We start from the raw sequence: 13690 nt of genomic DNA, 5'->3' as shown, positions 1-13690 counted from the left end.
TCACTCCCCCACTGTGACACCCGCCACTGACATCGCAATGCCGGTGGGCCAAGTGCCGGAATGCTTGCGCCGCACCCTAGTTGGGGCGCGGGCGGCCGTCAGGCGGACTGCGGATCGATCACCCGATGGAATGGCTTTGGGTAAAGCTGGGTGCGTTCGAACGCGGCTGGATGCATTCGCACGCGCGGGCACGAGGGGGAGGAGCCCGCTGGTCACGGGCCTCCGGGGGCTCAGCGGCCTGCCGCCGCCTTGGCCGCGATGTCGGTGCGGTGCTGGGATCCCGCCAGCCGGATCCGCCCGACGGCCTTATACGCCCTCTCCCGGGCCTGCGCCAGGTCGGAACCGGTCGCCGTCACCGACAGCACGCGGCCTCCCGCGCTGACGACCGCGTCGCCGTCCCGGCGGGTGCCCGCGTGCAGGACGTACGCGTGCGGGGCGTCCTCGGCGGCGACCTCGGCGAGGCCCTCGATCGGGTCCCCGGTGCGCGGGGTCTCCGGGTAGTTGTGGGAGGCGATGACGACCGTGACGGCCGCGTCCTCGCGCCAGGAGAGCGGGGGCTCCGCGTCGAGGGTGGCGTTCGCGGCGTTCAGCAGGACGCTCGCGAGCGGGGTGCGCAGCCGGGCGAGGACCACCTGGGTCTCGGGGTCGCCGAAGCGCGCGTTGAACTCGATGACCCGGACCCCGCGCGAGGTGATCGCGAGACCGGCGTAGAGCAGTCCGGAGAAGGGGGTGCCGCGGCGGCGCAGTTCGTCGACGGTCGGCTGGAGCACGCTGGCCATGACCTCGTCCACGAGCTTGGGGTCGGCCCAGGGCAGCGGGGAGTACGCGCCCATGCCGCCGGTGTTGGGGCCCTCGTCGCCGTCGAGCGCGCGCTTGAAGTCCTGCGCGGGCTGGAGCGGCAGCACGGTGACGCCGTCGGTGATGGCGAAGAGGGAGACCTCGGGGCCGTCCAGGAACTCCTCGATGACCACGCGGTCGCAGGCCAGGGCGTGCTCGCGGGCGGCGGCGCGGTCGTCGGTGACGACGACGCCCTTGCCCGCCGCGAGTCCGTCGTCCTTGACGACGTACGGGGCGCCGAAGGCGTCGAGTGCCTCGTCCACCTCTTCGGGGGTGGCGCAGACGTAGGAGCGGGCGGTCGGGACACCGGCCCCGGCCATCACGTCCTTGGCGAAGGCCTTGGAGCCCTCCAGCCGCGCCGCCTCGGCGGACGGGCCGAAGACCGGGATGCCCGCCGCGCGTACGGCGTCGGCGACCCCGGCGACCAGGGGGGCCTCGGGGCCGACCACGACCAGGCCCGCCTCCAGCTCGGTGGCCAGCCGGGCCACGGCTTCGCCGTCGAGGGCGTCCACCGGGCGCAGCTCCGCCACCTCGGCAATGCCTGCGTTGCCAGGGGCGCAGTAGAGCGCGCTGACGTCGGGGTCGAGGGACAGAGAGCGGCACAGGGCGTGTTCGCGGGCGCCGCCGCCGATGACGAGGACCTTCACGGGTGCAGCCTAGCCCGCCCGCGCGGTCGGCTATCGTGCGGCCACCCAATGACCGGCCGCTAGTCGTTCGTATATTCCTCCACCACGGTGGCTCCCAGCTCGCGCACGATCAGCTCGTGTCCGGTCAGCGCGCTGTCGACCAGATCCGGATCATCCTCTTCCGGTACGTCGTCCTCCGGGCGTACGGGCTCCCGCACCGGCGCGGGCGCGGACGCGGCCGGGGGCTGCTGCGGGGGCTGGTAGCCCGGTGATTGCTGAGGCTGTTGGGACTGCTGGGGGTACTGCTGGGACGGGGGCGCCGCGGCGGGGGCCGGGGGCGCGTAGGAGGGCGGCGGGGCGGCGTACGAGGTGGAGACCGGGACGGGCTGACCGCTGCCCACCACGGCCTCGATCTTCCAGTTGACCTGGAACTGCTCGGACAGGACCTGCTTGAGGACGTCCTCGCTGCCGCTGCTCGCGAAGTTGTCGCGGGCTCCGGCGTTGGGGAAACCGAGCTGGAGGGTGGTGCCGTCGAACCCGGCGACCTGGGCGTTCTGACTGAGCAGGATCCAGGTGAAGCGCCGCTTGTTCTTCACGGCCTCCAGGACCCCGGGCCACATCGCCTGGACCTGCCCGGCACCGGCGGCCATCGCGGGCCCCGGGGCGGCGGGGGCGGGAGCGGGAGCGGCCGGGGCGGCGGGCGCGGGCCGCGCGGCGGGCGCGGGGTCCGGCCCCGGGGCGGCGGCGGCCGGGGCGGCACTGGGCCAGGCCCCGCGCCCCGGTTGCGCGGCTCCGGGCCAGGTCCCGGGCGCGGCGGCGGGCGCCGGTGCGGGCGCGGCGGGCGCGGCGGCCGGGGGCGGGGTCGCGGGGGCCGGGGCGGGGGTGGCGGCCGGGGTCACCGGGGCGGGCGCCATCGCATGGGCCTCGGGCCCGGGGGCGTACCCCATGCCGGGAGCGGCGGCCGCGGGCTGCGCGACCGGGACGGGCGCGGTGCGGACGGGCGCCTGCACGGCGGCCGGGATCCCGGCCCCCGCACCGGCGGCCATCCCCGCACCCGCACCCGCGCCCATGGCGGCGGCGCCGCTGCGCTCCAGCCGGTCCAGCCGGGCCTGGAAGGAGCGCTCGTCGTCGAAGGCGGCGGGCAGCAGCACCCGGGCGCAGATCAGCTCCAGCTGGAGCCGCGGCGAGGTCGCCCCGCGCATCTCCGTCAGCCCGGTGTTGACCAGGTCGGCGGCCCGGCTCAGCTCGGCGGCCCCGAACACGGAGGCCTGGGCCTGCATCCGCTCCACCACATCGACGGGAGCGTCGATGAGCCCCTTCTCCCCGGCGTCGGGCACGGCGGCCAGAATCACCAGGTCCCGCAGCCGCTCCAGCAGGTCGGCGACGAACCGGCGCGGATCGTTGCCCCCCTCGACCACCCGGTCGACGACCTCGAAGGCGGCGGCCCCGTCCCCGGCGGCGAAGGCGTCCACGACGGAGTCCAGCAGCGACCCGTCGGTGTAGCCGAGCAGGGAGGTGGCCATGGCATACGTCACACCGTCGGAGGCGGCGCCCGCGAGCAACTGGTCCATGACGGACATCGAGTCACGCACCGACCCCGCTCCGGCCCGTACGACGAGCGGCAACACCCCGTCCTCGACGGTGGCGCCCTCGCGGCCGCAGACCTCGCCGAGGTAGTCGCGCAGGGTGCCGGGCGGGACGAGCCGGAAGGGGTAGTGGTGCGTGCGCGACCGGATCGTCCCGATGACCTTCTCGGGTTCCGTGGTCGCGAAGATGAACTTGAGGTGCTCCGGCGGCTCCTCGACCACCTTCAGCAGGGCGTTGAAGCCCGCCGAGGTGACCATGTGCGCCTCGTCGATGATGTAGATCTTGTACCGGCTCGCCGCAGGCCCGAAGAAGGCCTTTTCCCGCAGGTCACGGGCGTCGTCCACACCACCGTGCGAGGCGGCGTCGATCTCGATGACGTCAATGGACCCCGGCCCGTTGCGCGCGAGGTCGAGGCAGGACTGGCACTCGCCGCAGGGCGTGGGAGTGGGGCCCTGCTCACAGTTCAGACAGCGCGCCAGGATGCGGGCACTGGTGGTCTTGCCGCACCCCCGGGGCCCGCTGAACAGGTACGCGTGATTGACCCGGTTGTTCCGCAGGGCCTGCATCAGCGGGGCAGTGACATGATCCTGCCCGATGACCTCGGCGAACGATTCGGGGCGATAGCGGCGGTACAGCGCAAGGGACGACACACTGACGAGGTTATCCGGGCCCGCCGACAACGCGACGCCGACAGGAGGAAACGGGCGACCGGACGCGGGCCTCGGGACACGGGCGACCGGACGCGGGCGAGGGGACACCGCCGTCGGATCCGCCCCGGAACGCAAAGCGCCCCCCACGCACCCACCAGAGCCCACTTACCCTTGCTGCCTTCCGGCCCTGGGGGAGTTGGGTGAGATAGCGCCACGTGAGGGGCTGGCCCCAGCGTAGCGGATGGATGGCCCGGGTAACGAGCCGGACCCTCCCCGATCCTTCGCCGATACCCCTGCGGCCCTTCCGTGATCCTTCCGCGGCGGATCAGGTTCGCGAGCACCCCTCAACGTCTTGTATTGTTCGTCCCGGAGGATTCGCCTAGTGGCCTAGGGCGCACGCTTGGAAAGCGTGTTGGGGGCAACCCCTCACGAGTTCGAATCTCGTATCCTCCGCCATTGCTCTCACCGGGCAATACGTTGAAGGGCCCCGCTGCTAGCAGCGGGGCCCTTCGACGTACGTGGTCTCAGTTTTGGTCTCAGTTGCTCCCTGTAGCTGTCCCTGAGAGCCCAGCCTGGTCGTTTGCGCCATGTCGGCCCCCAGGCCCATGATCAAACGACCGGCCCGTCCTCGCCGAAGTCTGTGCAGACTCCCCGAGCAATTGGATCAGCGCGCGCCGCTTGATCATCATGGCGTTGCAAGCCTGCTGATCGAGCCCTGGAAGGCGACGCTCGGCCGTAGCATCGGAGCCCCGCGCCTCCCGCGCGGCGCCAAACCAGCCACCGGTGCCAGGAGCCAACTCTGTGCCTGAGATCTTTGACAACCTCGACGATCAACAGTTGGGGACCGCCCTAAAGCAGTCGCTGGCCGGCTTCGCCACCGTCGATGTCGCGACCGGGTACTTCGACATGCGCGGCTGGGATTCGTTCAAAGACCTCTGAACGGGTCCAGGCCGAAGCTGTTGGACAGCAGGGCGACCCGATGACCAGCCGTCCGTGCCGCACGGGCGAGGGCAGCCATCCGACGAGCCGCAGGGACCCCGGCCCAGGCCCGGCCCATCAAGTTCACCGGGTCCACCTGCGCACCCAGCAGGGCGGCAGTGCCCTCGTTCCACTCCGCCTGCCCTATCTCCCCGACCTCCAGGGCCGCGTACAGACGCCGACCCTCCGGGTGGTCGTTGAGGGTGCTGCGCCACGCCTCCGCGTCCAGTCCTTCGGATACGCACCACGCACGGTGGACAGCGAGGGGGCTGGCGGTGAGCACTCCGGCGAAGTCGAGGATCAGGCCGAGCTGTTCACGCCCGTCGGCGCTTTCAGTGCTGTGCGGCATCCAGTGACCGTCCCTTCCGCGATTGGTCTCACAAGGACGCTACCGCGCACCGGACACTCGCACCGTACGAGAACGCTTCGCACCAAACAGATCTGGATGCGCGGCCTTCTCGCAGCGAATGTTCCTCCTCTGGCAGTGGTACGAGGTGAACCTGACCTGGTCTTGACGTTCGCGACGAGAACACAACTGGAGATACCAGCAGACCCGTCGTCCTACAGCACACCTCCCCATCCGAGCTCCAGCGCAGCGAAAACCGATTGGCTACTTTTGACCCTGGCGTCCCTTACGACTCCTCACGACACTTCTGTCATGTCTTCCTGGGTAGCGATCGATTTCGAGACGGCGAACGAGCACCGCGGCAGCGCGTGCTCCGTCGGTATGACAGCAGTTGACGGGGATCGTGTGGTGGGCACCTGGAGCACGCTGATCCAGCCACCCGCCGCACTCAGCCACTTCAACCCGTACAACGTCCGGGTTCACGGCATCACGGCAGCCGATGTCGCCACCGCACCCAGCTGGAAGGCCGCGCTCACCGAGATCCTCGCGTTCTCGGACGGGCGCCCGCTGATCGCCCACAACGCCGGATTCGACTTGAGCGTGATCCGAGCCGCCTGCGACGCCGAAGGGATCACCTGGCCAGACCTTCGGTACACCTGCTCGCAGGTCGTCGCCCGCCGCACCTGGAAGCTCCTGTCCTACGGGCTGCCGCACTGCATGGACGCCGCCGGCCTCGATTTCACGAACCACCACAACGCGGAAGCTGATTCCCGCGCATCAGCAGAGGTCATGCTCGCGGCGATCCGCGAAGCTGGCACGGCGTCCCTCGACGACCTGCTCGCCAAGCATCAGATCCGATGGGGCTCCATGACCCCCGATGGCCAGTGGCGCGGCAGCCAGTACCAGGGCTCTGGCCAGCGGGACCGCAAGCCCGTTCCCGGCGCCAACCCCGACGCCGACCCCGACGGGGCACTGTACGGACTGACCGTCTGCCTTACCGGCACGCTCACGTCCATGAAGCGGGACGAGGCATTCGCCCGCCTCGCCGAGGCTGGCGCACAACCGGCGAAGAAGATGACCAAGACGACCGACATCCTGGTCTCTGCCACGCAGACCCAGCTCAAGCCCGGGACCACCCTGAGCGGCAAGGAGAAAGACGCCCAGGCCCTGCTCGACGCCGGACAGGCCATCGAGGTTCTTGATGAGGACGAATTTCTCCGCCGCCTCGGGTCCTGAACCCACGGAGCATGGTTGCAGTTGGGGTTGCGTTCACTCCTGTTCGGAGCATCCAGACTGGGGATGCCGGACCACTCCGCCGCAGGTCAGGACAGGTACGGCCCCCGCCGGACGGCCATACGAACAGTTGGAAAGCGTGTTGGGGGCAACCCCTCACGAGTTCGAATCTCGTATCCTCCGCACTCGCCCACCAGGGAAAATGAAGGACCCGGCCGCTCAGCGGCCGGCTCCTTCGTCGTTCCGTGGTTGCAGTTTTGGCGACCCGAGGACTCGGTGTCGCGGATCGACGACAACTCGAAGAAGCGCAACCCGGGCGACTTCGCCCTGTGGAAGGGCCGCAAGGACGGCGAGCCGTTCTGGGAGACCGAGCTGGGCCCTGGACGGCCGGGATGGCACATCGAGGACACCACGATCACGGAGACGTTCTTCGGACCCTCGTACGACCTGCACGGCGGGGCCGTGGCCCTCATCTTCCCGCACCAGGAGGCCGAGGTGGCCCAGATGGAAGCCGCCTCCGGGATCGAGCCGCTGGCCCGCTACTGGACGCACACCGGTCTGCTGCGCGTCGACGGCGAGAAGATGTCGAAGAGCACCGGAACTTCCTCACGATCCGCGATGCCCTCGCCCGGACGGACTTCCGCACCCTGCGGCACGCGTTCCTCTCCCAGCGCTACCGCTCCTCCATGGAGCTGAATGACTCCACACTGGAGCAGACCCGAGGGGCACGCCGCCGGATCGAGAACTTCGCCCGGACCATCGACCCCGCGCAGACGGACAGCCAGGCTCCGCTTGGGTCATCCCCTGGCCCCCGCCGAAGGCGTGGCGAAAGCGGCTCGACAGCCAATGGAGGGCTGAGCAACAGAGGCCTGCCGGGTGGCCAGGCTAGGGAATCCATTCCATCCCGTATGAGGGGGTCTGGGCTCCATTCACCAGACCGATGAGTGACGCCCATGATCCGCGGTACCCCGGTGGACTCAATCCAGGCCGAGGGCTTCAAGGTGAGCGAGGAAGGCCGCGATGAGGCGGGGCCGCGTGACCTCGGGGACCGACTCGTCCGGGGCATACCCTTCGATCCCCCACTCCGTGTTGAAGGTGATGGCCTTGTCCTGCGGTACCACCTCGTCCCGGAGCCAGACGACAAAGTTCGCGGCCGCGTGGGCGGTGCAGTCCGTGATCGCCACTCCCTCCGGTGTCAGGGCTGCGAAGCCCTCCAGCACCTCGTCACTGAAGGTGATCCCGAAGTGCAGAGTGGATCCGCGGACGGGGCCCGAGCGTCCTTCGTCAACCCGCAGGAACTCGTCCGGGTTTCGTGCCAGCAAGCGCGACTTGAACCCCTCGAACGTGAGTCCCCAGGTTTCTCCGTCGACCGGGCTGAAGACGTACATCGTGCGGAGTTCGGCGAGGTCGGACGGATTCACGCATGTGCTCCTAGACATAGCAAGGTGGATCAGGGGACGTGGCGGGCGTAGCCCTTGACGCCGTAAGCGGCCATCATGACGCGCCAGTAGGCGACGGAGTCGCTGTTGTTCGTGGCGATCTCGACTCCGCGCATCTCCGTGTTGCGAGGGTCGCGGAGTGCCGCCGCGTACTTGGTGAGCTCTTCACGGTCCTTGTAGTAAAGGAAGTCCTTCTTGCCGGTCTGGTGATTGACACGGAGCTCATCCAGTGACCGGTAGCACGGCTGGTTGGGCTTGTTGACGTACTTCGCCTCGACTGCCATGCCGTCGCTGTCCCGGAAGCCATCCACCATCAGCGTGCTGTTGGCGCTGATACCCGGCGGGATGGGGACTTCGTACTCGGGATAGCCGGACACCCGCAGCTGGTAGGTCACGGCAGCCCCTGTTCCACCGGATACGTCACCCGTTCGCAGGGAGTTCAACCAGGTCTGGAAGTTCTGCTGTTGCGGTGCGGTCAAGGCAGGGAACCGCGGGCTGGGCGGCACAGGGGACGGTATCGGCTGGACACGGGGTCCGTTCGCCGGACGGTAGGCCACCGGGACCAGCAGGGGCACCCGGACCAGGGGTGCCAGGAAGGGCGGAAGCGACGGGAGGAAGCCGCCGCCATCGGGCTGGGGCATGGGCACTCGGGCCTGGGAGCTGTCCATCGCGGGTGGGATCTTTCCCAGACTCGCGATGCGCATGTCGCCGGAAACCAGCTCGTGCAGCCCTCCGTCGTGACCGTCGCCGCCGAAGAGAGGTCGGTCCCATGGGAGCAGGCTGTCACCTGTGATGGGGTTCGACTCCTCGGGGATGCGCTTCGAGGCGGTTTCGACGTGGTCCGCGTACGCCTCACAGGCGTTGGCGATCATGCGGCAGGCGGTGGGGAGGTTCGCCATCAGGCTCTCCTCGTCCCCCACTTCGCTAGGCGGTGGGGTCTTGCCCACGAACAGCTTGAAGAAGTCCTCCACGGCGGTCGCGGTCTCACCCAGCTGGCTGGAGGTCGCGGTCTTCCAGGCGGTCTCGGAGCCCCAGTAAGCATCTTCGAGGATCTTCGCGGCCGAGTTCCAGACCGTCGCCGTCTTCCGCAGTTTGTCTCGCTGTCCGTGAAAACGCTTGTCGAGGAGGTACTGGTCGCTCCAGCTCGTCTCCCCGACGACCGCTGGCAGGTCCTCGGCCTTGTGACTGGCACGTGCGTTGCAGTCAGGCCCGGACGGCTGCGATCCGATGCCGGGAGCGGCCGGGCTCTGGTCGAGCAGAGCTGCTGCTATTGCGTTGTCCTGCCGGATGAAGTCCTCGGCGGCCTTGAGGAGGGTGCCGGCTCCATTCGCCATGACCTGGTGCGCGTGACCCGCCGAGTTGAAGACGGTCGCCACCGCCGGCTTGTACACAGCGGCGAAGGCCCGCCCGGCGCCGTCGTCTCCCGCCATACCACCGTGCTGGCTGAGCTCGGTGAACAGCAGACCCAGCATGTCGTAAATGAGGTCTCTCAGATCCACCATGGACCAGGACGCGTTCACGAAATTCTCTGTCCGGTGTTCCAGATCCAAGGCTCCCCCCTCCTCATGCCCGGCCTCCACTGAAACCGTACACGTGTGCCCTGACGTGCCCTTGGTGCTGGGCGCGACTTTCCGCCACCCGCCGACATCGTGGAATCAGGCAGGTGGCAGCGGGAACATCGCCAGTGGGCGGCGCCCCGCCCAAGCCCAAACCGACACCGACGGATACCGGGAAGTGGATCACTGGGGCGCGGCAAGTGTGGCGGCGGGGCGGCACGGCCGACCGAAGCGGGCACATTTCTGCTCGAAACCTGGTGGGAGCCATCCTCCACTCAGCAGACGAGGATGCGCGGGAAACGCGGTGATGGCGGCGACAGCGAAGGCGAGGGATGCCCATGGCGTGTGCACCATCGTCGTCACCTGCTGGCCGCGAGTGTTGACGAAGCCCGTCTGGAACGTAGCCACACTCACGAGGTCGATCGTGCTCAGGGCCTTCCAATCAAGGTCAAGTCCGCTCGTGCTGCTCGCAAAGTGCAGCTTCTTACGGGTGATCGTCACCTCTCCCGGGCCGTCGACCATCCATCGAGGTTGGGCGTCACGCGCCGCCTGGCGCCGCCTGGCGGAGTTGCCGACCGCGGAACCCAGAAGACTCCCGATGACGAATGCGGGATTGCCGACGGCGACCACACTGTTGTGCTGGTACCGCCCGTTGCCCGGGGCTCGCCAGGTCGAACGCTGACCGGGGCCAACAGCCAGGGCACGGTCGTCACGCTCCAGCCTCGCTGTCGTGGCGATCAACGGACGGCGAGCCAGACCGCCTGCAAGGAGATCCGCGACGATCTCGCACGAGTGCCACAGATGGTCGTCCAGGGATGACCACGCCGGGGTGTTCACGTGCCTTGGTGGCGGCGCGAAGGGGTTGACCTCTGTCACTCTGCGGGTCCGTTTCCCGAGGGCACTTGATCACTACAGTGCGATCGAGAGTACCCAGGAGGCTCCTCAGTCGGCAGGAAATCTGAGGATCTTGCCACCGTTGCTGCTCCTCGTGTTCGGCGATACGAGAGCGCCAGCAGGCACTCGTACCTCTTGGCTGGTACCGGCAACATTGGCGCCGTCAGGCCGCCCGTCCTGGTCTCATTCCTGGTCTCATTCGCCCTCGTCCGGCCCCGTCCGGACGGGGGAGCCCTGAGCGCTCCGCCACAGGTCAGGACGGGTGCGACCTCAGCCGGACCCCCGTACGAACATTTGGAAAGCGTGTTGGGGGCAACCCCTCACGAGTTCGAATCTCGTATCCTCCGCCAGTGCCTCACCGGGCACTTGAAGGCCCCGACCGGGAAACCGGCCGGGGCCTTCTGCGTTCCGTGGTCTCAGTTCCAGTCTCGTTTATTTGCCTCGTAACCGGATGTTTCGTGCGTTCCGGCCTCTATGACCTATCCCTCGTACTCCCAAGGGTTCAGCAGGAGTGCGCCCGATCGCGCCAGATGCTTGATGTTGCGGCTCACCAGCGTCCAGCCGTTCGCCAGGGCAGTGGCGGCGATCAGCGCATCGGGGGGATCGATGCTGGTTCCGGCACTCTTGAGCCTCCGGTGAAGAGCGAGGTAGGCGAGTGCCTCCCGCTCGCCGACGGCGGCGATCCGGTCGCGGTACTGATCGCGGATGTCCGTGAGTGCCCGCTCGAAGGCCGTACGCCGCACCGAATCAGGTGTTCCCTCAATGCCTGCTTCGATCTCCGCAACCGTGATGACGCTCAGGTAGAGGGCAGGAGACGGAACCGATCGAGCCCACGCGACGACGGCCGGGGCAGGCTTCGGCCGGGTGGTGATCTCGGCGACCACATTGGTGTCGAGCAGATAGATCACTCGCCGTCCGCCGCCTCGTCGTAGGACCGCTGCCCGAACTCCAGACCCTCGAACGGGGCCGCCGCAAGTCGCTCCAGGAATCCGTCGCTGCCCAGGGTCGCCCAGCGGTGAAGCATGTCAGGCAAGGCATCGATGTCGGTGTCGGCCAGCTCGGCATCGAAGTGCCCAAGCTGCTGCTCGGGAAGGGACTCCCGGATCTCCCGGATCGTCCGTAGCGGATGAGACTGAGGATGCGACTCCTCGGGTCTGCGCGGCGGGAGCGGCAGATTCGGGGCAGTGCTCATGATCGGCTCCTCCACGCTGTGGTCACGGGCTCACGCCTGAAGACCACCCTAGGCCGGGCGGCCCGGGAGAGGGTCGCAAACGACCCGAATCCGAGCTTTGACGGGACCCATCCGCCGAGTCGCCGCTGGCTATGTCTAGCACCCACCCTGCCGGCGACAGCGATGCCCCTTGGGCTGGAATCACCTGAACGAAGCTGTCGGGCTGGACACAATGGGGAGTACCGCCTTGTAGCCGGTCGCGTGCACCGCGTTATTGAGACATGGCGAAGATCAGCTGTCGTCCCCTCCACCGAAGATAGCGAATGACGCAGAGCACAGCCGCCCCAGCCGGACGCTTCCACACAGGGCGTTTGTCCGAGGGACGGCCCCAGGCGCTGGAGGCCTGGCGCGTCACCACCGACGATGCCGATGTGGCCGCCCGTATCGCCGGCCTCCTGGGTGGCGAACCTCGACCAAATGAAGGGACAGGAAGCACCGGCCTTGCCTACGAAGTGCTGACGAGCCGGGAGAGCGTACGCATTCTCCTGGACGGGCCCGACGCGGTGGCGGCACACATGGTCCTCTGGGGCAGTGTGGGCCTCATCCACCATTGCGACGGCGTGGAGTTCCTGTCACCGGAAGAGAAGAAAGGCCGGCCCTGCGGCTGCCCTCCGCTGCTTGAGGACAGGAAGCTGGCGGCCAGAGCCATGCGCGGCCCGACGCCCTCCGTCGACATCACCTTCCAGATCGCAGCGGCACCCGAGCTCGGCGCGTTCCACTTCATGACGGCCTCGTGGCAGATGGCCGCGCAGCTCTCCGACCTGACGGAAGCGCTGGAACGGGTCAACGGCCCGGCCGTCTGCGACCTCACCATCGAGCTCGTCGTCTACACGAGCAAGGCGGGCAGAGGCGTCTGCTACCGAAAGCCGGTGGTCACGGTGCTCGGCAGCCTCGACACCATTGCGCCCGAACCCCCGCCGGTGGCCGAACCCGTGCCTGCTCCAGCACCGTCCGCACCCCGCCGCAAAGCCCGGCTGGCCCCTGAGCCCACCACCCCGCCCGTGCCTGAGTCGCGCCGCTCGGTCTCGGTCGGCGTGGATGCCGATCTGCTCCGCAGCGCCGCCCAGGTCCTGGGCACCGGCGACCATCAGGAAACCGTCACCGCCGCCCTGTCCGAGATCCTGGCAGGTCGGCAGCAGACCCCGGAGCTTGCCCAGCTGCGAGAGCATGTCGGACGCATCGCCGCCATCGCAGGGCAGGCGCTCCAAGGCCAGGAGTCCTCACTCACCTGAACTGCTCCGACCGTCTCTCAATGATCACCGGCAGCCGGGGCGGCTGGTCTCAGTCCTGGTCTCATTCACCTCCGTCCGAGACTGTTCGGACGGGCCGGGATTGAACGCTCCGCCGCAGGTCAGGATGGGTACGGACCCCACCGGACGGCCATACGAACATGTGGAAAGCGTGTTGGGGGCAACCCCTCACGAGTTCGAATCTCGTATCCTCCGCCATTGCTCTCACCGGGCAATACGTTGAAGGGCCCCGCTGCTTGCAGCGGGGCCCTTCAACGTTCCTCAGGCCGCGTTGTCCTGCGTCTTTGTCCACAAGGCCCTTCTCCGAGGGGCCCATCGACTACACAGCGACGAGGCGCACTCTGTCGCCGCAGAGCTTCGTCATGTCGTCGATGTCCGAGGTGAGCATGACGACCGGGCGGCGCTGACGCAGCGCCATCTCTGCCACGGCAGCATCGATGGCGCATTTGTGACCATGCAGCCCGGCGTTGATCAGCATGGCTGAGGCGGCCTTGGCCTCCTCGTCGCCGATGTGCACGATCCGCACTCCGGACAGGACCCAGGCGAGCCGCGCCTTGTCGGTCCGGCGATGCACCGCTTCGATGATGGTGAGCGCGCTGATGACCACCTCCATGCCCCGCTTGCGGGCTTCGGCGATGAGGGCGACGACGGGCTCATGATCACCGACGAACTTCGACAGGCCCTCGCAGTCGAGAACGAGGGTGCCTTCGTGACTCAGCTTGCGGCGGGCCACTGCCCCTCCTCGGCGAACACCTCGTCGAAGACCCGGCGTGCCCGCTCCTGCTCGTGCTCGGAGATCGACCCCTGACGGCGTTCGTAGTCGGCCAGGTACTCATCCAGGATCTGACCGCGCAGCTCGCGCTCCACCGCTTCGGTGATGAACGCAGAGAACTCACGCTTGCCGACCCGTCTGCGGATCGCCTCCGCCGTCCCCTCGGGGAGGGAGAGGCTGACCCTGGTGGCCGGCCCTTCGCCGACGCTGTACGGAATCTCACTCACGGGATCGAGATTATCAAATAAGTAGGAATCCGGCCTGGGTGCGGCACCCACCGAACGACGCGCG

Annotated in this window: 14 protein-coding genes, 1 tRNA gene and 1 other RNA gene; 5 read left to right on the top strand and 11 right to left on the bottom strand. The window is 68.3% G+C overall.

Features of this window, described 5'->3' with window-relative positions:
• Nucleotides 1–230 precede the first annotated feature (230 nt).
• The 3 genes from purD to ffs all read right to left on the bottom strand — a co-directional run bounded on the left by purD (nt 231) and on the right by ffs (nt 3928).
• Nucleotides 231–1484 (bottom strand): phosphoribosylamine--glycine ligase, encoded by a 1254-nt coding sequence (gene purD, locus QMF80_RS26070; protein ID WP_283457324.1) that lies wholly within the window; start codon nt 1482–1484, stop codon nt 231–233.
• A 59-nt stretch (nt 1485–1543) separates the two neighbouring features.
• Nucleotides 1544–3700: a DNA polymerase III subunit gamma and tau gene (locus QMF80_RS26065; protein WP_283457322.1), complete on the bottom strand. Its 2157-nt coding sequence runs from the start codon at nt 3698–3700 to the stop codon at nt 1544–1546.
• A 129-nt stretch (nt 3701–3829) separates the two neighbouring features.
• An RNA gene (ffs, locus tag QMF80_RS26060) (signal recognition particle sRNA small type) lies at nt 3830–3928 on the bottom strand.
• 140 nt (nt 3929–4068) lie between these two features.
• Here ffs and QMF80_RS26055 point away from each other — a divergent pair.
• Together QMF80_RS26055 and QMF80_RS26050 are read left to right on the top strand one after the other, a co-directional pair.
• A tRNA-Ser gene (locus tag QMF80_RS26055) sits at nt 4069–4156 on the top strand.
• Between the two features lie 345 nt (nt 4157–4501).
• On the top strand, nt 4502–4639 hold the full coding sequence (locus tag QMF80_RS26050) for a phospholipase D-like domain-containing protein (protein WP_283457320.1): 138 nt from the start codon (nt 4502–4504) through the stop codon (nt 4637–4639).
• On the opposite strand, the gene QMF80_RS26045 is transcribed toward QMF80_RS26050, so the two are convergent.
• Nucleotides 4626–5027, bottom strand: coding sequence for a hypothetical protein (locus tag QMF80_RS26045; RefSeq protein WP_283457319.1), 402 nt, complete (start codon nt 5025–5027; stop codon nt 4626–4628). The two genes, QMF80_RS26050 and QMF80_RS26045, sit on opposite strands and share 14 nt — an antisense overlap.
• 162 nt (nt 5028–5189) lie before the next feature.
• Between QMF80_RS26045 and QMF80_RS26040 the strand changes: the two genes are divergently transcribed.
• Nucleotides 5190–6260: an exonuclease domain-containing protein gene (locus tag QMF80_RS26040; RefSeq protein WP_283457317.1), complete on the top strand. Its 1071-nt coding sequence runs from the start codon at nt 5190–5192 to the stop codon at nt 6258–6260.
• Between the two features lie 246 nt (nt 6261–6506).
• Nucleotides 6507–6953 (top strand): cysteine--tRNA ligase, encoded by a 447-nt coding sequence (locus tag QMF80_RS26035; RefSeq protein ID WP_283457315.1) that lies wholly within the window; start codon nt 6507–6509, stop codon nt 6951–6953.
• A gap of 281 nt (nt 6954–7234) precedes the next feature.
• Here the strand turns inward: QMF80_RS26035 and QMF80_RS26030 are convergent, their stop codons facing one another.
• The 5 genes from QMF80_RS26030 to QMF80_RS26010 all read right to left on the bottom strand — a co-directional run bounded on the left by QMF80_RS26030 (nt 7235) and on the right by QMF80_RS26010 (nt 11338).
• The gene (locus QMF80_RS26030; protein WP_283457313.1) at nt 7235–7678 is read right to left on the bottom strand and encodes a hypothetical protein; all 444 of its coding nucleotides are present in this window, start codon (nt 7676–7678) and stop codon (nt 7235–7237) included.
• 29 nt (nt 7679–7707) lie between these two features.
• Nucleotides 7708–9246 carry a restriction endonuclease fold toxin-2 domain-containing protein gene (locus QMF80_RS26025; RefSeq protein ID WP_283457311.1) on the bottom strand — a complete coding sequence of 513 codons (1539 nt, stop codon included), beginning with the start codon at nt 9244–9246 and terminating at the stop codon, nt 7708–7710.
• 189 nt (nt 9247–9435) lie between these two features.
• Nucleotides 9436–10128, bottom strand: coding sequence for a hypothetical protein (locus QMF80_RS26020; protein ID WP_283457309.1), 693 nt, complete (start codon nt 10126–10128; stop codon nt 9436–9438).
• Between the two features lie 497 nt (nt 10129–10625).
• Nucleotides 10626–11054, bottom strand: coding sequence for a type II toxin-antitoxin system VapC family toxin (locus QMF80_RS26015; RefSeq protein ID WP_283457306.1), 429 nt, complete (start codon nt 11052–11054; stop codon nt 10626–10628).
• Nucleotides 11051–11338 (bottom strand): hypothetical protein, encoded by a 288-nt coding sequence (locus QMF80_RS26010; RefSeq protein ID WP_283457304.1) that lies wholly within the window; start codon nt 11336–11338, stop codon nt 11051–11053. Before QMF80_RS26010 ends, QMF80_RS26015 begins: the two co-directional genes overlap by 4 nt.
• Before the next feature lie 302 nt (nt 11339–11640).
• On the opposite strand from QMF80_RS26010, the gene QMF80_RS26005 reads away from it, so the two are divergent.
• On the top strand, nt 11641–12609 hold the full coding sequence (locus QMF80_RS26005) for a recombination directionality factor (protein ID WP_283457302.1): 969 nt from the start codon (nt 11641–11643) through the stop codon (nt 12607–12609).
• A gap of 337 nt (nt 12610–12946) precedes the next feature.
• Here the strand turns inward: QMF80_RS26005 and QMF80_RS26000 are convergent, their stop codons facing one another.
• Together QMF80_RS26000 and QMF80_RS25995 are read right to left on the bottom strand one after the other, a co-directional pair.
• Entirely contained in the window at nt 12947–13360 is a 414-nt protein-coding gene (locus tag QMF80_RS26000; RefSeq protein WP_283457301.1) for a DNA-binding protein, read from the bottom strand.
• Complete coding sequence (locus QMF80_RS25995; protein WP_283457299.1) at nt 13342–13626, bottom strand: hypothetical protein; 285 nt, start codon at nt 13624–13626, stop codon at nt 13342–13344. Before QMF80_RS25995 ends, QMF80_RS26000 begins: the two co-directional genes overlap by 19 nt.
• Between the last annotated feature and the right edge of the window lie 64 nt (nt 13627–13690).

The organism is Streptomyces sp. G-G2 (assembly GCF_030063135.1).
In the GTDB taxonomy this organism is placed as follows: domain Bacteria; phylum Actinomycetota; class Actinomycetes; order Streptomycetales; family Streptomycetaceae; genus Streptomyces.
Note: the sequence above shows the minus strand (reverse complement) of the source record. Positions and strands in the feature narration are given on the sequence as shown.

What these genes read in the sequence shown, in the direction of transcription:
- QMF80_RS26010 (WP_283457304.1), bottom strand. Translation starts at nt 11,338, where the DNA reads ATGAGCACTGCCCCGAATCTGCCGCTCCCGCCGCGCAGACCCGAGGAG.
- QMF80_RS26005 (WP_283457302.1), top strand. Translation starts at nt 11,641, where the DNA reads ATGACGCAGAGCACAGCCGCCCCAGCCGGACGCTTCCACACAGGGCGT.
- QMF80_RS26045 (WP_283457319.1), bottom strand. Translation starts at nt 5,027, where the DNA reads ATGCCGCACAGCACTGAAAGCGCCGACGGGCGTGAACAGCTCGGCCTG.